This window comes from Mesorhizobium sp. P2_D6 (assembly GCF_056404315.1).
This window is the reverse complement of sequence record NZ_JBFUEG010000001.1, coordinates 190,422-208,209: the sequence shown is the minus strand read 5'-3', so window position 1 is coordinate 208,209 and position 17,788 is coordinate 190,422. Positions and strand designations below refer to the sequence as shown.

The following is a 17,788-nucleotide window of genomic DNA, read 5'->3' as shown; positions in this document are numbered from 1 at the left end:
GCGCCCCATGTATGTCTGGGGGCGCCTGGCGCGCATGATGGCCACGGCATCACGCCGTGGCCCCTATATGGTCGGCAGCGAAAGCCGCCTGGCTTTCCGCTGCCTGCCGACCGACATCGACTTCAACAGCCATCTCAACAACGCCCGCTACATGATGCTGGCCGATCTCGGCCGCATCGACATCTTCCTGCGCGTCGGCCTGATCGCGCTGGCGCGCAAGAAGGGCTGGGCGCCGATGATCGGAGGTCTGGAGTCGGTCTATGTGCGCGAGATCAGGCTGTGGCGTCGCTTTGAGGTGATGTCCTCGATCGAGACCTGGGAAGGTACCCAGGTCATCGGCAGGCACCGGTTTGTCCTCGACAATGGCGAGACGGCTGCTCTGATCATGACGACGGGCGGTGTCTATGACCGTCCCTGCCGCCGCTTTGTCGACATCGACGAGGTCGTGGCGGCACTTGGCCGTTCCGTTCAACCGCGGCCGCCGACAGAGGCCGAGCGGACTTTCATGACCTCCCACCAGGGATTGCGCAGCCTGGCCAAGGGGGGCGGCTGAACCCTTTTGTGATCGGGACTGCCGGTGGACAAGCGGACGGTCGCGCGCTAGAAAGGAAAGGTATTTTTTCCTGTTTTGAGGAGAGCGAATTGCTCTCGCATGACCGCGTTTGGGCCGCCATCGACGCTCTCGCCGAGCGTTATTCGCTGTCGGCCTCAGGCCTTGCCCGGCGTGCCGGCCTTGATTCGACCGCGTTCAACAAGTCGAAGCGGTTGTCCTCGGATGGGCGGCCGCGTTGGCCCTCGACCGAATCGCTGGCCAAGATCATCGAGGCGACGGGCGCCTCGCTCGACGAATTCACCGGGTTGGTCGAAGGCCGCGCCAAGACCGCAGGCTCCACGACAGCGCAGCGTTCAGCGGTGCCGCTGCTTGGCTTTGCCCAGGCCGGCGCCGGCGGCTTCTTCGACGATGCCGGCTATCCCTCCGGCCAGGGCTGGGATCTGGTCGAGCTTCCGGCGCGGGCGACGGAAACCTCCTATGCGCTGAAGGTGCAGGGCGATTCCATGCTGCCGCTCTACCGCAATGGCGATGTGCTGATCGTCGAGCCGGGCGCCGCCACCCGCAAGGGCGACCGCGTCGTCGTCAAGACCAATGCCGGCGAGGTCATGGCCAAGGTGCTCGACCGTCAGACGACGAAATCGATCGTACTGATCTCGCTCAATCCCGACCACCCGGACCGTGATATCGCGATGCGCGATGTCGAATGGGTGGCGCGGATCGTCTGGGCAAGCCAGTAGTGCGGCTGCTGCAACTGGCCCTGGCCGTGCTGGCAGTCCCGGCGATGGTGGCTCTGGTTGTCGCCGGTGGCCGCGTCCTGCAGCCCGAGCAGAGCAGCGTCGTCATCGACCAGATCGACCCGGCCTCTGACATCGTGCCCGAAGAGCCGGCGACGTCGGCGATCCCCGAGATCCAGCCCCCCAGTCCTCCGGTGCATTCGCCTCCGCTGCATTCGAGGGCGATCGATCCCGAGGCCATCGCACCGCCGCCGCTGCCGGCGGAGGAGCTCGAACGGGTCGAACCGCGCGCACCGCTGAGCGATCTGGCGCTGGCCGGACCGCCCAAGCCGCGCCGGCCGAAAGCAGTCGACGACTGGGGCGGGACAAAACTGTTCCAGCCGGTTGCATCCGCCGCCGGCCTGATCGAAGCCAATGGTTATTCCGTGGCGGTTTCCGGCATCGACATCGTCAGGCAAGACGAGATCTGCACCGATGACGGCAAGTCCTGGGCTTGCGGCGTTCGCGCGCGCACCGCGTTCCGGTCTCTCCTGCGCGGCCGGGCCGTGGCGTGCAAGGTGCCGCCGGAGGCCGACCGCAACCGGATCGTCGCCGAGTGCCGCATCGGCAAGCAGGATGTCGGCCGGTGGCTGGTCGAAAACGGCTGGGCGCGCGCGGTCGCCGGCGGCCCCTATGTCGAAGCGGGCGACAAGGCGCGCACCGCCAAAAAGGGCATCTTCGGCGCCGCGCCCGATCTCGGCGGCCTGCCACCGGCGCCAACGCCGGTTGCCGCACCAACGGCCTCGCAGCCGATCCTCGAGGCCCCGGCGACAGATGTCGCGCCGGCCGGGACGGACGTTACGCCGCCAACTGACCAGCCAGCGCCCGCTCAATGAGGGCGCGCGTCTCGGCAATGCCGTAAAGCGCCGCGAACGAGCCGAAGCGCGGGCCGCGTTCCTGGCCGATCAGCACCTGGTAGATCATCTGGAAGAAAGCGCCGGAAACGCCGGGGCCCCCGTCCGGACTCCGCTTGGAATGATCCTGATAGCGTTCGATCTTGCGCGCGACGTTGAGCGAAGCGTTCTGGATCGCTTCGCCGTCCGCGCCGGCCGGCAGGCCAGCAAGCGCGTTGCCAAGAGCTTCGAGTGCTGCGCGTTCGACATCGTCGGCCGGCCGGAAGGTTTTCGTTGGCTTCACGAAATCGTCGAAATAGCGGATGGCGAAGCCGACCAGCTGATCAAGCTCGGGATGTGTTGCCGGCGTCACGCCGGACGTATGGCGCGAGATGAAGCCCCACAGCACATCCTTGTTCTGCGCGTTGGAGGCGCTGACCAGATTGAGCAGCAGCGAGAACGGCACCGGCAGGTCGATCGCCGGCGGCTCGCCGTCATGCATATGCCAGACCGGATTGCCCAGCCGCTCCTTCCAGTCCTGGCGCGGATAGGCGCCGAGGAAGGTGTAGTACTCGTCGACGGCGCGCGGGATGACGTCGAAATAGAGTTTTTTCGCCTGCCTGGGCCGCTGGTACATGTAAAGGCCGAGGCTTTCGGTCGGCGCATAGCGCAGCCATTCGTCGATGGTCAGCCCGTTGCCCTTCGATTTCGATATCTTCTGGCCGTTCTCGTCGAGAAACAGCTCGTAGACGAAATGCTCCGGCGCACGTCCGCCAAGGATGTTGCAGATGCGATCGTAGACCACGGCATTGGTCTGGTGGTCCTTGCCGAACATCTCGAAATCGACGCCAAGTGCTGCCCAGCGCATGCCGAAATCCGGCTTCCACTGCAGCTTGACCTTGCCGCCGGTCACCGAAAGCGTGGTCTCGGTGCCGTCATCGTCGAAGGTGATGGTGCCGGCCTTGGCGTCGACATGCTTCATCGGCACGTAGAGCACGCGGCCGCTCTTGGGCGAAATCGGCAGGAACGGGCTGTAGGTCGCCTGGCGCTCCGGCCCGAGCGTCGGCAGCATCACCGCCATGATCTGGTCATAGCGTTCGGCAGCGCGCAGCAGCATCGCATCGAAGCGGCCGGCCTTGTAGTACTGCGTCGCGCTGGCGAACTCGTAGTCGAAGCCGAACGTGTCAAGGAACCGGCACAGCATCGCATTGTTGTGGTCGGCAAAGCTCGCATAGTCGCCGCCGAACGGGTTGGGCACCGATGACAGGGGCATGTGCAGGTACGGCTCAAGGGCGGCGCGATCCGGCACATTGTCGGGGATCTTGCGCATGCCGTCCATGTCGTCGGAGAAGCACAGAAGCTTGGTCTTGACCTTGTTTCCGGTCAGCACGTGGAAGGCATGGCGCACCATCGAGGTGCGCGCGACCTCGCCGAACGTGCCAATATGCGGCAGGCCCGATGGCCCGTAGCCGGTCTCGAACAGGATGGTCTCGGGAAAGTCGGCGCCTTTGTAGCGCTCGATGATCTTTTTCGCTTCCTCGAACGGCCAAGCCTTGCTTTCGGCTGCCGCCGCAAGCATTTCGGGGTTGAGATCGGCGATGTTTGATCCCGTCATGTCAAAGTTCCAGTCAGGCGCCGGCTTTCGCGGCTGGTAAAATTTTTCAATCGGTCTCTATGCGTGACAGGCCGGAGCGTCAACGATTTGCGCTGTTTTCCTTGCGGCGCCTTCGTGGCGTCCCTACGTTCCAGCCTCACTATCGAGGAGTTTTGAATGCCGTTGCCGTCCACGCATGAAGCCCTGATCTACCTGATGGTCATCACCTCGGCGTCCGACCGCGACATGACCGATGTCGAACTGGCACGCATCGGCGACGTCGTCCGCAGCTGGCCGGTGTTCGAGGATTTCAATCAGGACAGGCTGATTGCCATCGCGCAGGACTGCCAGAAGATGCTGCAAGAAAAGGATGGGCTGGATGGCAAGGCTTTGCCCGAGCGGCTGCACGACACCGCCTATGCCGCCGCCTTTGAGGTTGCCGCCGTCGATCTCGAAATGCGCATGGAGGAATTGCGGGTGCTGCAGCTCATCCGGCGCCAACTCGATCTCGATACGCTGACCGCCGCGGCCATCGCGCGCGGCGCGAAGGCCCGGCTGCGGACATTGACCTAAAAGTCTCGTCGGTAGCCCCTAGAAAAAGCTGACCAGGACCGGATCAGAAGAAACTGACCGGGAAATAGCGTAGATAGAATTCGGCGAACGTGCCCTTCACCGATATCTCCTGCAGCGCGTAGTCCATGGCCGCTGCCAGCGCCGGGTCGCCGGCTCTTGTGGCAATCGTCATGCCGGATCCCAAATATTCCGGGGCCAGGTACGGGCCACCGGCGAAGCGGCAGCAGCCTGCCGCGTCCGTGCCGCCCAGCCAGAAGGAAAAGCGCATGCCGTCGCCGAAGGCGGCGTCGATCTTGCCGCCTTTCAAATCGCTGTAGAGGTCTTCAGGGCTGTTGAAGGGGACGATCTGCACCGTGCCGAAATAATCACGCAGCATCTTTTCATGCGCTGAGCCGGCCAGTACGCCGACCCGTTTGCTGCGCAATTTGTCGAGGATAGGCTCGGCAAAGGCCTTGGTCTTCGGCATGATGAAGCGCGCCGGAAACTGCAGATAGGAGCGCGAAAAACTGTATTTCGCCCGCGTTTCCGGCGTCGCGGCGATGCCGGCGATGATCGCCTCGCCTTCGCCTTTCTGCAACGCGTCGTCGAGCTCGGCCCAGGGCAGCGCCTGGATCTGGCATTTGTCGGCGATGTCAAGTTCAGCGCAAATCGCCCGCGCCAGGTCGATGTGAAAGCCGGACAGCCGGCCGGCGCCGTCGAGAAAGTTGAAGGGCGGAAAATCGGTTGTGGTCAGGAATCGGAGCCTGGGCAGCGCCGAGAGATCCGGTTTCGGCAGCCGCTCCTTGGCGTCCCAAAGCACCGGCACCTGCGGTTCCGCCGCCCGTGCGACGCCGGCAAAAGGCTGCGCTCCGACCAGCAGCGACAGCAAGGCGATGGCCATCCAGCGAGATGTCACGAAAGAACTCCGCCCGTTCTGTCATTGGCTTTTGGTACGAAAACGGCGCGGGCACAATTGTTTTTGATTTCAAAGGGCAAATTTCGGGTTATGCTTCAAGGAGACTGCAAATAGCTGCGCAGATTCGGTCCGAGGGCAAGCGGTCGCTGCGCTATAAAAAAGCAAACATGCGGCTTGCAATCCGGGGTTGATGGCGAAGTGCGCATCAGGCACGTAACATCGGTCTCAAGAGCGATAGGCAACATGGGGTAGATGTTGCGATGGGTCATTTCGATCGCACACTGGAATATATTGATCAGGTGCAGCGAGCCGGCACCGCGGCTGCGGTGTGCGAGCGCCTGCTGAGTGTCACCTCGAATTTCGGATTGACGGCTCTGATAGCGGCGACGGTGCCGCAGCCCGGCACGCCAAGCAGCCAGACGAAGGACCACGTGCTGCTCTGCGACTGGCCTGTTGATTGGCTGGAGCGTTACCTGGCGCGCAACTATGTCGACCACGATCCGGTCGTCAGCCATTTGAAGCAATTGCGGGCGCCATTCCAATGGCGCGAGGCCGTCAAGAGCATACCCGCCGACAAAAGCAGCGATGAGGTGATGCAAGACGCCCGCGCATTCAAGCTGCGTGACGGCCTCGCCTTCCCGCTGGTGACGCTTGAAGGCCAGATCGCGCTGGTTTCGCTGGGCGGTGAGGCGGTCGAGCTGTCCGACACCGAATTTGCAATGGTCTCGCTGGCGTCCACCTATGCCATCGGCCGCGCCATGCAGCTTCAAACGAGCAGCAAGGTTATCGATCATATCGAATTGACGCCGCGCGAGCGCGAGTGCCTGCAATGGGCGGCGGTCGGCAAATCCGAGTGGGAGATTTCGCAGATACTCGGCATCTCGGAGCATACCTCGGAGAAACACCTTCTCAACGCCAAGAGCAAACTGGGCGCCGCCAATCGCGTGCAGGCAGTCGCCGAGGCAATCCGACACGGCTATATCAGCTAATGCATGTCGCGCAAAACTGACCTCGGTTTTGCGATAACGACATGCATCAAACAAAGACCCAAAGCGCGTCGTGCGACGCGCTTTAGCCCGGTTCTGGCGGCCCGCGTAATATCTTCAAAAAAGACCGCCCCTGTCGTCCTCGTGAGACGGCTAATGCTTTCTTAACGCCAAAAGCAGACTCGGCGTCGCCAACGGGGTGTACGCATCGCGGAGGCGATTAGGCGCGGCTATATTAGCCATGTCGGCTGTGGCAGCCTGGAAATCCTTGCCAACACCTTCGCGCAATTTTTTCGGGAAAGCCCGGCCGTATCTTCCTCTTAAGCCCAGGAGACGGCTATGTTATTTTCCCTTACCACTCAACAACTGATGGAGCGTCCCGACCTATGGGAGGCGGTCCATCGCCTGCGTTACAAGGTCTTCGTCGATGAGATGCGGTGGACCGATCTCGATCGCCCGGACGGCCTCGAAATCGATCAATTCGACCATGATGAGGCCGAACACCACCTTGTCATCCGCAATGGCGAGCTTGCCGGCTATCATCGGATGCTGCCGACCACACGGCCCCATCTCCTTAGCGATGTGATGCCGGAACTCTGCGAGGGAAAGCGCCCGTCGGGACCGAATGTCTGGGAACTCACCCGCTACGCAGTGGCGCCAGGCTTTCGCGATGGCAAGCGCGGCGTGTCTACGGTCGGCACCGAACTGATCGCCGGCTTCGTCGAATGGGGCCTTGCTCGCAATATCAATCAGGTCATTATCGAGGTCGAGCCGGTGTGGGTGCTGCGGACGCTGCAGTTGCACTTCCTGGCGACGCCGCTCGGTTACCAGCGCACCTACGGCAATCAGCAGGTCGTCGCCACGCTGCTGACCTTCAACGAGCATACGCTCGATGTCGTGCGTTCGCGCCGCAACCATCACGCCCCGGTGTTGGTCAGGGGCACCCCCGATATGCTCGGCATGCGGCAGGCGTCGTGAGACTGTCTTCACCCGACGCGCTTTAGACAATGGCCACAGAGCCCACCTCGGTGCGGGGTGGGCTCTGTATTTTCAAGCCAGCTTTTACTTCTCGAGCAATGAAGGCCCTTCGCCGATGATCTTCTTGTCTTGCTTGCCGATGGCGTCGAGATCGCGCCCGTCATAGGGCAGCGACAACAGGATGCGCCGCATGACGGCCAGGCGCGCGCGCCGCTTGTCATTCGCCCGCACGATGATCCAGGGCGCAAATTCCTTGTGCGTGCGCTCGACCATCTGGTCGCGGGCCTTGGTGTAATCGTCCCATTTGCTGATGCCGGCAATGTCAATCGGCGAGAACTTCCAGTTCTTCAGCGGAGACCAGCGGCGGTCGTGAAACCGCTCGAGCTGGGTTTCGCGGCCGATGTTGAGCCAGAATTTGAAGAAATAGATACCCTCGTTGGAGATCATCCTTTCGAAATGCGGCGTCTCGTCGAGGAACTTCTCGTGCTGTTCCGGCGTGCAGAAGCCCATCACCGGCTCGACGCCGCCGCGATTGTACCAGGAGCGGTCGAAGGTGACGAATTCGCCCGATGTCGGGAAATGGTCGACATAGCGCTGGTAGTACCATTGCCCGACTTCGGTCGGCGTCGGCTTGGTCAGCGCCACGTTGCGCGCGGTTCGAGGGTTGAGATACTGGCGCAGCACGAAGATGGTGCCGCCCTTGCCGGCGGCATCGCGCCCTTCGAACAGCGACATCACCCGCTTGCCGGTCGCCTGCAGCCAGGCCTGCGCCTTGACCAGCTCGATCTGCAGCCGCTCCAGCGTCTCGTCATACTCCTCGCCCTTCATTTTCTTGTCGTAGGGATAGTCGCCGGCGGTCAGCTTGTGGTCCTCGATCCAATCCGGAAGCTCGGGATTTTCGATGTCGAACTCCCGCTCCTTGCCGCCGATCCTGATCTTCAGAGGACCTTTTGCTGGCTCTGCGGCAGGATTTTCCTTGGGTTTTTTCATCGAGACGAACCTTTCCAGCTTGCGAACTCATGCTATGGGGAGGCCACGGCAGCGCCGCGCGTCCCGTTTGGACGCGCAAACGACGCTGTAGCATTTTTGATTTGCGCATGATCCTTTCCGAAAATCGATTCCGATTTTCGGGGTCATGCGGCAACCCGGTCCAGTGGAAGTTTCGGTCGACCGGTGCAGGGGCACGAGACGCGCGAATGGCCGACATCGGCGCAGAGCGGATAACCACGACGCAGGCTGTAGCCGCCCGGCTGTGGAACAGCCGCTGGCTGCTCGCTGCCGGCATCGTGGCGGTTGCGGCCGTCTATGGCTATGCCGGCATGTCCGTCTATGTCGCCCTGCTCGCCTGCGCTGTGTTGTTGGCCGCAGCGATGCTGCCGACCGGCGGCGCAAGCCAGTCCATCCAAAGCGATGCCGCGATCGAGGCGAGCGGGCTGCAGCGGCTTTCCGGCGAATATCTTGCGGCCGCCGTTGCCGATCCACTGATCATCTTCGACCGCACCGCCACCATCGTCCATGCCAATGCCGCCGCCTTCGCTGACTTTGGCGGGATCGCGCCCGGCCTGTCGCTGTCGTTGAAATTCCGCGCCCCTGAGATGCAGGCACTGCTGGACAGCGTGCTGTCGGGGACGGTCGCCTCCGATGTTGTCGACTACACCGAGAAACTGCCGGTGGAGCGGGCCTACCGGGTCAGTGCGTCCTCGGTCGGCCACGCCACCGATCTCTTTGTGCTGGTGTTCAAGGACCAGAGCGAGACGCGCCGCATCGACCGCATGCGCGCCGACTTCATCGCCAATGCCAGCCATGAGCTGCGCACCCCGCTTGCCTCGATCTCGGGCTTCATCGAGACGTTGCGCGGCCCGGCCCGCAACGATCCGGCGGCGCGCGAGCAGTTCCTGCAGATCATGCAGAACCAGACCGGCCGCATGGCGCGCCTGATCGACGACCTTCTGTCGTTGTCGCGGCTGGAAATGAAGCCCTATCTGAAGCCGGGAACCGAGGTCGATTTGCGCCAGACCATCGACAGCGTCATCGACTCGCTCGGGCCGCTCGCCAGGGAGAACGGCGTCGTCATCGAGCGCGACTATGCCGAAGGGCCGCTCGACGTGCCCGGAGACCGCGATGAGCTGTTCCAGGTTTTCGAGAACCTGGTGGAAAACGCCTGCAAATACGGCCAGCCGGGCGGACGTGTCACGGTGTCGATTGCGCGCGGCGAGGCCGGTCCCGAACCGGGCATCGACGTCACCATCAGGGACTACGGTCCAGGCATTCCCGAAGAGCACATTCCGCGCATCACCGAGCGCTTCTATCGCATCGACGTCGAGAGCAGCCGCACCCAGAAAGGCACCGGCCTCGGCCTGTCCATCGTCAAGCACATATTGACGCGTCACAATGCCAGGCTTTCGATCAAGTCGGAAGTCGGCAAGGGCGCGGCGTTCACGGTCCATTTGCCAGAGCGCTGAGGCAGTACTATTTGCTAACTGCCTGTTTCTTCTTTCTGTCATCCGGCTAGCGTATCAGCACAGGATTCGAGGAAACGACTCAAAAGGCCAAGGATTCTAGGAAGGCATTTCATCCATGCAGTCCGTACACATCGTCAGCGCCTATGACGAAGAGCTGAAATACCTGTCGAAACGCATCGCCGCGATGGGCGGGCACGCCGAGCGCATGGTCGAGCAGGCGATCCAGGCACTGGTCAACGCCGATCCCGGCCTCGCCCAGAAGGTCATCCGCGACGACATTGTCCTTGATGAGGGCCAACGCGAAATCGACGACAAGGCCATAGTGATCATCGCCAAACGCCAGCCGATGGCGACGGATCTGCGCGAGATTGTCGGCGCGATCCGTATTTCCGCCGACCTCGAACGAATCGGCGACCTCGGCAAGAATGTCGCCAAGCGAGTGGTGAGCGTCATCGACGGCCGCCAGCCGACCAGCCTGTTTCGCGGCCTCGAGGCGCTGGCCGATCTGGCGCTGACCCAGCTGAAGGAGGTGCTAGACGTCTACGCATCGCGTTCGGTCGACAGAATAGGCTTCGTGCGCGACCGCGACGACCAGATCGACGCCATGTACACCTCGCTGTTTCGCGAGCTCCTGACCTACATGATGGAAGATCCGCGCAACATCACGCCGTGTACTCATCTCTTGTTCTGCGCCAAGAACATCGAGCGCATCGGCGATCACGCCACCAACATCGCCGAGACCATCTATTACATCGTCACCGGCGACCAGATGCCGGCCGAGCGTCCCAAAGGCGACAAGACCGACAAGGTGGCGCTTCCGTCGCTGCCGGTGAAGTGATCGCGCGCCCCTCGAACGCTTAATCATATTGCGCTAAGCTATCGCAGCGTTAAGCTTCTCAGGTTCTGCTTCCGGAGGCTGCGATGGAATATGTCCGAGAGTTCAAGCCGGCGCCGGCATCGTCCGGCATCATCGCGTCGAGCGTCTACACCGCCGGCAAGCGCATCGCCGACATCCCGATCGAAGAGGCCGGCGAATGGGCGAGGAAATCGGGCCATGTCGTCTGGATCGGCCTGCTCGAACCCGACCGCGAGCTGTTGCTGCGCGTCAAGGCGCAGTTCCATCTGCATGAGCTGGCGATCGAGGATGCCGAGCATCCGCACCAGCGGCCAAAGATCGAACAATATGGCGATGCCTTGTTCATCGTCGCCCGCACCGCCCAGCTGATCGACGGCCGCGTCACCTTCGGCGAAACCCACCTATTCGTCGGCTCTGGCTACATTGTCAGTGTCAGGCATGGTCCCTCGACCTCCTATGCCGCCGTCCGTCAGCACTGGGAAAGCTGCCCGCATTCGCTGGCCAAGGGCGAGGACTTCGTCCTCTACGCCATTCTCGACTTCATCGTCGACAATTACATGCCGGTGCTCGAGCAGATCGAGGACGAGGTCGAGGCGATCGAAGACAAGATCCTGCTGAAGCCGATGACCGGTCCCGACATAGAGCGGCTCTATATGCTGCGCCGCGATCTGTTGCGCCTGCGCAATGCCGCACTTCCCTTGGTCGAGGTCTGCCGCCGGCTGACCAGCGCCGAACTGCCGCAGATCCATAGCGCCATGCACCCGCTGTTCCGCGATGTGACCGACCACATTCGCACCGTCCAGGAAAAAATCGACAGTCTGCGCGAGGTTCTGGCCTTCGCCTTCGAAGCCAGCTTGCTGGTTGGCCAGAGCCAGGAAACGGCGAATACCAAGAAGCTGGCGTCATGGGCCGCCATACTGGCGGTGCCGACGGCGCTCGCCGGCATATACGGCATGAATTTCGATGACATGCCGGAACTGAAGATGGAATACGGCTACCCGGTAGTGCTGACCGCGATCGCCTGCATCTGCTCGTTTTTGTATTGGCGTTTTCGCAAGAATGGATGGCTGTGAGGGTAGGGCAGTAGGGCAGTAGGGCAGTAGGGCAGTAGGGCAGTAGGTTAAGACGACGCCTCACGAGCGCAGTTCAAAAACATACTGCCCTACTGCCCTATTCCCCTGACACCTTACCTGCTCCGCCGCCGCTCCGAAGCCGGCTGGAACGCGACCCTTGCGTGGTACTTGCAGTAAGGTCCGGTTTCGGCGGCCTCGTTGCCGCAGAAGTTGAAGTCTTCCGACAGCGGATCGCCGTTCGGCCATTTGCAGGTACGCTCGGTGAGGTCGGTGAGCTGCAGGTGCCGCGAGATCGGCACGACGACGTTCTCGACCGGGCGGATGTAGTGGCGAGCCACCGGCTCGGCGTCGAACTGTGCCTGCAGCGCGGTTGCCCCGATCGAGGTGGTGACGTGACGCTGCGTGGTTGCGGCGCGCGACACCGACTTCTGGATCGAAGATCCCTGCGTCGTCTTCTTCTGGCGCGCCGGCGTTGCGGTCGAGCGTCCGCGGCCCGACAGCTTCAGCCGATGCACCTTGCCGATGACGGCGTTGCGGCTGACCCCGCCGAGTTGGGCCGCGATCTGGCTTGCGCTCAAACCTTCCGACCACAGTTTTCTGAGAAGTTCTACCCGCTCGTCAGTCCAGTTCATGAGACCGCGCTCCTGCTAAGCGTGCGGCAGCCGGAATCCATTCCCGACCCGGCAACCTTTGCCGGGGCAGACACCACATATATTAGGTGATTAGGTCCGCCGCACGAAATCTAGTTATTTCCCGACTACAATTACCTCATGTGTTGACTCGGTGACAAGAGTCCCAGGTGCAACACGAATCGGTTTTTTCGGTTTTCCCCAACTTGCCCGGTCGCTTATGAGCCGGCGTCTCGTCGGGAGCTTGCCGCGCGCCTTTGCACGACGTTTTCGTTGACTTCATGGCCGAAAAACACGATAAGCCGCACAAGGCCGCCGCTTTGGCGGCTTTTTTGATTTTCCGGTACCGGAGACGCATATAATGAGCGGTTCGGCGCTTTACGAGACCTTTGCTCGCGCACCCCTGGCCTTCGACCACGGTGAAGGCACTTGGCTGGTTACCGACAAGGGCGAGCGATATCTCGATTTTGCTGGCGGCATCGCGGTCAATTCGTTGGGCCACAGCCATCCGCATCTGGTCTCGGCGCTGACCGAACAGGCGGCCAAGCTCTGGCACGTCTCCAATCTCTACGAGATCCCGGGGCAGACCCGGCTGGGCGAGCGGTTGGCCGAGGCTACCTTCGCCGACAAGGTGTTCTTCACCAATTCCGGCGCCGAGGCCTTGGAATGCGCGATCAAGACGGCGCGGCGCTACCAGTTCGTCAAGGGCCACCCCGAGCGCTTCCGCGTCATCACCTTCGAAGGCGCCTTCCATGGCCGTACGCTGGCGACCATCGCCGCCGGCGGCCAGTACAAATATCTCGAGGGTTTCGGCCCCAAGGTCGAGGGTTTCGACCAGGTCGGCTTCGACGACATCGATGCCGCCGAGAAGGCGATCACATCAGAGACCGCCGCGATCCTGATCGAACCGGTGCAGGGCGAGGGCGGCATCCGCCCGGTGCCGACGCAATCTCTTAAGCGGCTGCGGCAGCTTTGCGACCAGCACGGCCTGTTGTTGATCTTCGATGAGGTCCAGTGCGGCATCGGCCGCACCGGCAAGCTGTTCGCGCATGAATGGACCGGCGTGACGCCCGACATCATGGCGATCGCCAAGGGCATTGGCGGCGGCTTCCCGATGGGCGCGTGCCTAGCCACCGACGAAGCTGCCGTCGGCATGACGGCAGGCGTGCATGGCACCACCTTCGGCGGCAATCCGCTGGCCATGGCGGTCGGCAATGCCGTGCTCGACGTCGTGCTGGAAGACGGTTTCCTCGAGGACGTCCAGCGCAAGGCATTGCTGATGAAACAGGGCTTGGCGGCCGTCGCCGACGAATTTCCCGATGTCATCGAAGACATCAGGGGCACCGGCCTGATGCTCGGCCTGAAATGCGCCATGCCCAACACCAAGGTCAATATGGCGCTGCGCGACCAGCATCTCCTGGCGGTACCGGCCGGCGACAACGTCATCCGCCTGCTGCCGCCGCTCACCGTCACCGACGCCGAGATCAAAGAGGCGCTCGATCGCATCCGCGCCGGCGCCAAAGGCCTGGCCGACGCCATCACCGCGGCCGCCGCGAAGTAACCCCGGAACCATTCCTGATGTCACTTCGTCATTTCACCGATCTTTCCGCCGTTTCCGAAGGCGATCTGCGGTTCATGCTGGACGATGCGGTGGTGCGCAAGGCGCGCCTCAAGGCCGGCGAGCGCACCAGGCCGCTCGAGGGCAAGGTGCTGGCGATGATCTTCGACAAGCCGTCGACGCGCACGCGTGTCTCCTTCGACGTCGGCATGCGCCAACTCGGCGGCGAGACCATCATGCTGACCGGCACCGAGATGCAGCTCGGTCGCTCCGAGACCATCGCCGACACCGCCAAGGTGCTGTCGCGCTATGTCGACGCCATCATGATCCGCACGACGTCGCATGAACGGCTGCTGGAGCTTACCGAGAATGCCACCATTCCCGTCATCAACGGTCTGACGGATGACACCCATCCCTGCCAGCTGATGGCCGACATCATGACCTTCGAGGAGCATCGCGGTCCGGTGGCCGGCAAGACCATCGCCTGGACCGGCGACGGCAATAATGTGCTGCATTCGCTGCTCGAAGCCTCGGCGCGCTTCCGCTTCAACCTCAATGTCGCGGTGCCGGAAGGCAGCGAGCCGGCGCAGAAGCATATCGACTGGTCGAAGACCAATGGCGGCAAGCTGCATTTCACCCGCTCGCCGGAGGAAGCCGTCGACCAGGTCGATTGCATCGTCACCGACTGCTGGGTGTCGATGGGCCAGGAACACCGCGCCCGCGGCCACAATGTCTTCTCGCCCTATCAGGTCAATGCGGCGCTGATGGCTCGGGCCAAGCCCGACGCCCTGTTCATGCACTGCCTGCCGGCGCATCGCGGTGAGGAAGTCACTGATGAGGTCATCGACGGCCCGCATTCGGTGGTCTTCGACGAGGCCGAGAACCGGCTCCACGCCCAGAAGGCTGTGCTCGCCTGGTGTCTTGGGGCTTGAAGTGTCTTGGTGCCTGACGTGCTTGGGCGCTTGATCTGGGGCGGCGTGATGCCTATCTGCGCCGCATCACGCAAATCAAGCGCGTTTGGACGCATGCACCCCTCCGGGCCGCATGGCCGCGCCCTGGAGCTTTGTCATGTTGGAAACGCATCAAGTGACTGAACATCACCCCAAACTCGGCGAGTTCGGCTATGCCGGCGACGATCACGTCGTGCCGTTCGAGGTCGGCCCGCTCGACGTGCGCGGCCGCACCGTGCAGCTCGGGCCGATGCTCGACGCCATCCTCAGCCGCCACGACTATCCCGAGCCGGTTGCCCGGCTGCTGGCAGAAGCCTGTGTGCTGACGGTGCTGCTTGGCACCTCTTTGAAGTTCGAAGGCAAGTTCATCCTGCAGACCCGCACCGACGGGCCGGTCGACATGCTGGTTGCGGATTTCTCCACGCCCTCGGCATTGCGCGCCTATGCCCGCTTCGACGCCGATCGGCTTGAGGCCTTGGTGGCTGCCGGCGAGACCTCGCAGCAGACGCTGTTGGGCAGCGGCGTGCTGGCGCTGACCATCGACCAGGGCGCGCACACGCAACGCTATCAGGGCATCGTCCAGCTCGACGGCGAGACGTTGGAAGACGCCGCGCGCACCTATTTCCGCCAGTCGGAACAGATCCCGACCGAGCTCAGGCTTTCGGTGGCCAAGCTTCTGACGCCGGGCCCCGGTGGCGCGCGCGAACAATGGCGCGCCGGCGGCATCCTGGCGCAGTTCCTGCCGCAGTCGCCCGAGCGCATGCGCGTGCCCGACATTTCGGGCGGCGACGGCGATCCGCGCGACGTCACGCATGAACCGGCCGACAATTCATGGCTTGAACTGGTGGCCCTGCTCGGCACCATCGAGCCAACCGAACTGATCGACCCGACCATCGGCGCCGAGCGGTTGCTCTACCGGTTGTTCCATGAACACGGCGTGCGCGTCTTCGGCGGCGTTCCGGTCGCCGACCGGTGCTCGTGCTCGCGCGACAAGATCCGCGGCATTCTCGAAGGCTTCTCCGCCGAAGAGATCAAGGAGAGCACCGAGGATGGCGGCATTCACGTCGCCTGCGAGTTCTGCTCGAAGCAGTATGACTTCGACCCAGCGGAATTCGCGGCTCAGTAAGGCCTCTTCTTTCTCCCCGTTTCACGGGGAGAAAGTGCCCGAAGGGCGGATAAGGGGCAGCGCGACCATTGGTGAATAGTCGTGCGCCTAGTCTCCATCATACGCGTAGAAGATAACCTCACGAGCCAGCGCCGCCCCTCATTGCCCTGCCGGGCATTTCTCCCCGTAAACGGGGAGAAAGACGCTAATTCACCGTCCGCCGTGTCCCCGGCAGATCCAGCGAAAACGCCGGGATAGCGATGTCGAACGTCTCGCCCCTTTTATTGCGCATGGTGTAATGCCCGACCATGAAGCCCGACGGGGTCGAGAGCGGGCAGCCGGACGTATATTGATAGCTGTCGCCGGGATTGAGCTCGGGCTGGTCGCCGACGACGCCAGCGCCGCGCACCTCTTCGACCCGGCCGCTGCCGTCGGTGATGTGCCAGTAGCGCGACATAAGCTGCACGAACTCGTCCGACTGGTTGTCGATCGTCACCTGGTAGCCCCAGACATAGCGGTTCTCCGACGGATCGGAGCGATCCTCCAGATAGAACGGTCTGACCTGCACTTCGATGTTGCGCGTGACGGCGCGGTACATAGGCTGCTCCAAACGACACCAACGGACCTGTCGGCGCTCTTGCTCTACTCCCGATTAGGGTCTCATGCGCAGGTGCCGAACAACAATGTCATTTAAGTGACACATGACAATGATGGTGTGCACGAACCGTATCGGGCGACTCAGCGCTCTGTCGAACTGTTGAAAACGGCCATTCCTGGCCGCTTTTTCCCGGAGTGACCAGATCTCGATGGAACTGACAGTCATAGCAGCGCTGCTTTCGACACTCCTGCTTCTTTCCAATCTCGCCAGCATTGTGCTCGCCTCGCTCAGCTTGAAGCGGCCGCGCCAGATTGCTCCGCCGGCCAGAAAGGCGCCGCCGGTGTCGATCGTGGTGCCGTCGCGCGGCGTCGAACCGTTTACCGAGGAGACGCTTGCCCGTGCCTTCTCGCTCGACTGGCCGCGCTACGAGCTGATCTTCTGCGTCGCCCATGCCGACGATCCGGTGGTCAAACTGATAAACCGGGCGATTGCCCGGTTTCCAAAGGTGGCGGCGCAGCTGCTGATCGGCGATGACCGGGTCAGCGCCAACCCCAAGCTCAACAATTGCGTGAAGGGTTGGGTGGCGGCGCAGCACAACTGGGTCATCCTGGCCGATTCCAACGTGCTGATGCCTGTCGACTATGTCCAGCATCTGATGGCGGCCTGGCGGCCGGACACCGGGCTTGTCTGCTCGACCCCGATCGGCTCGCGGCCGGACGGTTTTTGGGCCGAGGTCGAATGCGCCTTCCTCAACACGCTGCAGGCGCGCTGGCAATATGCCGGCGAAGCCCTTGGTCTCGGCTTTGCCCAGGGCAAGAGCATGCTGTGGAACAAGTCGATGCTCGACGCCAATGGCGGCATCGAGGCGCTTGCCGCCGAGATCGCCGAGGATGCCGCCGCGACCAAGCTGGTCAATGGGCTCGGCCTGCGCGTCAATCTCATTGCCTCGCCCTTCGAACAGCCGCTCGGCCAGCGTACGTTTGCCGAGATCTGGTCGCGCCAGACGCGCTGGGCGCGGCTGCGCCGCGTCACCTTCCCGCTGTTCTACACGCCCGAGATCCTGACGGGTGTGGCGGTGCCGCTGCTGCTGGCACTGGTCGCGGCGGCAAGCGCCGGCGTCAGCATGCCCACCACGGCTTTGTGCGTTCTGGCCTTTGCCTATGTGCCGGAATGCCTGCTCGCCTGGGCCAAGGGCTGGTATTTGTCACCGCGCATCGTCACCGCCATGATCGTGCGCGATGTGATGCTTCCCGCCATCTGGTCGCGCGGTTGGCTCGGCGGCGCGGTCGAATGGCGCGGCAATGCCATGACCATCCGCACCAAGGCGATGACGGAACTCGAAGAGGCCGCGTCGGGCACCTGAGCGCCGCCC

Annotated in this window: 18 protein-coding genes; 13 read left to right on the top strand and 5 right to left on the bottom strand. The window is 62.8% G+C overall.

Features of this window, described 5'->3' with window-relative positions; all coding sequences use genetic code 11:
• Window positions 1–7 precede the first annotated feature (7 nt).
• The 3 genes from AC1D1L_RS00935 (at window position 8) to AC1D1L_RS00925 (ending at window position 2,162) form a co-directional block, all read left to right on the top strand.
• Window positions 8–553, top strand: a complete 546-nt coding sequence (locus AC1D1L_RS00935) for a thioesterase family protein (RefSeq protein ID WP_477338072.1) — start codon at window positions 8–10, stop codon at window positions 551–553.
• 89 nt (window positions 554–642) lie between these two features.
• Complete coding sequence (locus tag AC1D1L_RS00930) at window positions 643–1,290, top strand: S24 family peptidase (RefSeq protein WP_477338070.1); 648 nt, start codon at window positions 643–645, stop codon at window positions 1,288–1,290.
• A complete protein-coding gene (locus AC1D1L_RS00925) occupies window positions 1,290–2,162 on the top strand; it encodes a thermonuclease family protein (protein WP_477338724.1) in 873 nt (290 codons plus the stop codon). The genes AC1D1L_RS00930 and AC1D1L_RS00925 overlap by 1 nt, the downstream gene beginning before the upstream one ends.
• Here the strand turns inward: AC1D1L_RS00925 and AC1D1L_RS00920 are convergent.
• Window positions 2,125–3,774: a lysine--tRNA ligase gene (locus tag AC1D1L_RS00920; RefSeq protein ID WP_477338068.1), complete on the bottom strand. Its 1,650-nt coding sequence runs from the start codon at window positions 3,772–3,774 to the stop codon at window positions 2,125–2,127. The two genes, AC1D1L_RS00925 and AC1D1L_RS00920, sit on opposite strands and share 38 nt — an antisense overlap.
• A 156-nt stretch (window positions 3,775–3,930) precedes the next feature.
• Between AC1D1L_RS00920 and AC1D1L_RS00915 the strand changes: the two genes are divergently transcribed.
• Window positions 3,931–4,326, top strand: a complete 396-nt coding sequence (locus AC1D1L_RS00915) for a tellurite resistance TerB family protein (RefSeq protein ID WP_477338066.1) — start codon at window positions 3,931–3,933, stop codon at window positions 4,324–4,326.
• A 43-nt stretch (window positions 4,327–4,369) separates the two neighbouring features.
• Here the strand turns inward: AC1D1L_RS00915 and AC1D1L_RS00910 are convergent, their stop codons facing one another.
• Window positions 4,370–5,206, bottom strand: coding sequence for a transporter substrate-binding domain-containing protein (locus AC1D1L_RS00910; RefSeq protein WP_477338722.1), 837 nt, complete (start codon window positions 5,204–5,206; stop codon window positions 4,370–4,372).
• 275 nt (window positions 5,207–5,481) lie between these two features.
• Here AC1D1L_RS00910 and AC1D1L_RS00905 point away from each other — a divergent pair, with 275 nt between their 5' ends.
• Together AC1D1L_RS00905 and AC1D1L_RS00900 are read left to right on the top strand one after the other, a co-directional pair.
• Complete coding sequence (locus tag AC1D1L_RS00905; protein ID WP_112560498.1) at window positions 5,482–6,210, top strand: helix-turn-helix transcriptional regulator; 729 nt, start codon at window positions 5,482–5,484, stop codon at window positions 6,208–6,210.
• Between the two features lie 336 nt (window positions 6,211–6,546).
• The gene (locus AC1D1L_RS00900; protein ID WP_112560497.1) at window positions 6,547–7,185 is read left to right on the top strand and encodes an acyl-homoserine-lactone synthase; all 639 of its coding nucleotides are present in this window, start codon (window positions 6,547–6,549) and stop codon (window positions 7,183–7,185) included.
• Window positions 7,186–7,269: 84 nt separating this feature from the next.
• Here the strand turns inward: AC1D1L_RS00900 and ppk2 are convergent, their stop codons facing one another.
• On the bottom strand, window positions 7,270–8,175 hold the full coding sequence (gene ppk2, locus AC1D1L_RS00895; protein ID WP_477338063.1) for a polyphosphate kinase 2: 906 nt from the start codon (window positions 8,173–8,175) through the stop codon (window positions 7,270–7,272).
• A gap of 206 nt (window positions 8,176–8,381) precedes the next feature.
• Here ppk2 and AC1D1L_RS00890 point away from each other — a divergent pair, with 206 nt between their 5' ends.
• From AC1D1L_RS00890 to AC1D1L_RS00880, 3 genes are all read left to right on the top strand, one after another.
• Window positions 8,382–9,647 (top strand): ATP-binding protein, encoded by a 1,266-nt coding sequence (locus tag AC1D1L_RS00890; RefSeq protein WP_477338061.1) that lies wholly within the window; start codon window positions 8,382–8,384, stop codon window positions 9,645–9,647.
• A gap of 115 nt (window positions 9,648–9,762) precedes the next feature.
• A complete protein-coding gene (gene phoU / locus AC1D1L_RS00885) occupies window positions 9,763–10,485 on the top strand; it encodes a phosphate signaling complex protein PhoU (protein WP_352555202.1) in 723 nt (240 codons plus the stop codon).
• Between the two features lie 83 nt (window positions 10,486–10,568).
• Window positions 10,569–11,576, top strand: a complete 1,008-nt coding sequence (locus AC1D1L_RS00880; protein WP_436258003.1) for a magnesium and cobalt transport protein CorA — start codon at window positions 10,569–10,571, stop codon at window positions 11,574–11,576.
• A 113-nt stretch (window positions 11,577–11,689) separates the two neighbouring features.
• Here AC1D1L_RS00880 and AC1D1L_RS00875 read toward each other — a convergent pair whose 3' ends face one another.
• The gene (locus AC1D1L_RS00875) at window positions 11,690–12,208 is read right to left on the bottom strand and encodes a GcrA family cell cycle regulator (RefSeq protein ID WP_477338058.1); all 519 of its coding nucleotides are present in this window, start codon (window positions 12,206–12,208) and stop codon (window positions 11,690–11,692) included.
• Window positions 12,209–12,566: 358 nt separating this feature from the next.
• On the opposite strand from AC1D1L_RS00875, the gene AC1D1L_RS00870 reads away from it, so the two are divergent.
• The 3 genes from AC1D1L_RS00870 (at window position 12,567) to AC1D1L_RS00860 (ending at window position 15,839) form a co-directional block, all read left to right on the top strand.
• Window positions 12,567–13,766, top strand: a complete 1,200-nt coding sequence (locus tag AC1D1L_RS00870; RefSeq protein ID WP_477338056.1) for an acetylornithine transaminase — start codon at window positions 12,567–12,569, stop codon at window positions 13,764–13,766.
• A gap of 17 nt (window positions 13,767–13,783) precedes the next feature.
• Window positions 13,784–14,695 carry an ornithine carbamoyltransferase gene (gene argF / locus AC1D1L_RS00865; RefSeq protein ID WP_352587336.1) on the top strand — a complete coding sequence of 304 codons (912 nt, stop codon included), beginning with the start codon at window positions 13,784–13,786 and terminating at the stop codon, window positions 14,693–14,695.
• Window positions 14,696–14,807: 112 nt separating this feature from the next.
• Window positions 14,808–15,839 carry an Hsp33 family molecular chaperone gene (locus AC1D1L_RS00860; protein ID WP_477338054.1) on the top strand — a complete coding sequence of 344 codons (1,032 nt, stop codon included), beginning with the start codon at window positions 14,808–14,810 and terminating at the stop codon, window positions 15,837–15,839.
• Between the two features lie 184 nt (window positions 15,840–16,023).
• On the opposite strand, the gene apaG is transcribed toward AC1D1L_RS00860, so the two are convergent.
• Complete coding sequence (gene apaG, locus AC1D1L_RS00855; RefSeq protein WP_112565540.1) at window positions 16,024–16,416, bottom strand: Co2+/Mg2+ efflux protein ApaG; 393 nt, start codon at window positions 16,414–16,416, stop codon at window positions 16,024–16,026.
• 208 nt (window positions 16,417–16,624) lie between these two features.
• Here apaG and AC1D1L_RS00850 point away from each other — a divergent pair, with 208 nt between their 5' ends.
• Window positions 16,625–17,779, top strand: coding sequence for a ceramide glucosyltransferase (locus tag AC1D1L_RS00850; protein ID WP_477338052.1), 1,155 nt, complete (start codon window positions 16,625–16,627; stop codon window positions 17,777–17,779).
• Window positions 17,780–17,788: the final 9 nt, after the last annotated feature.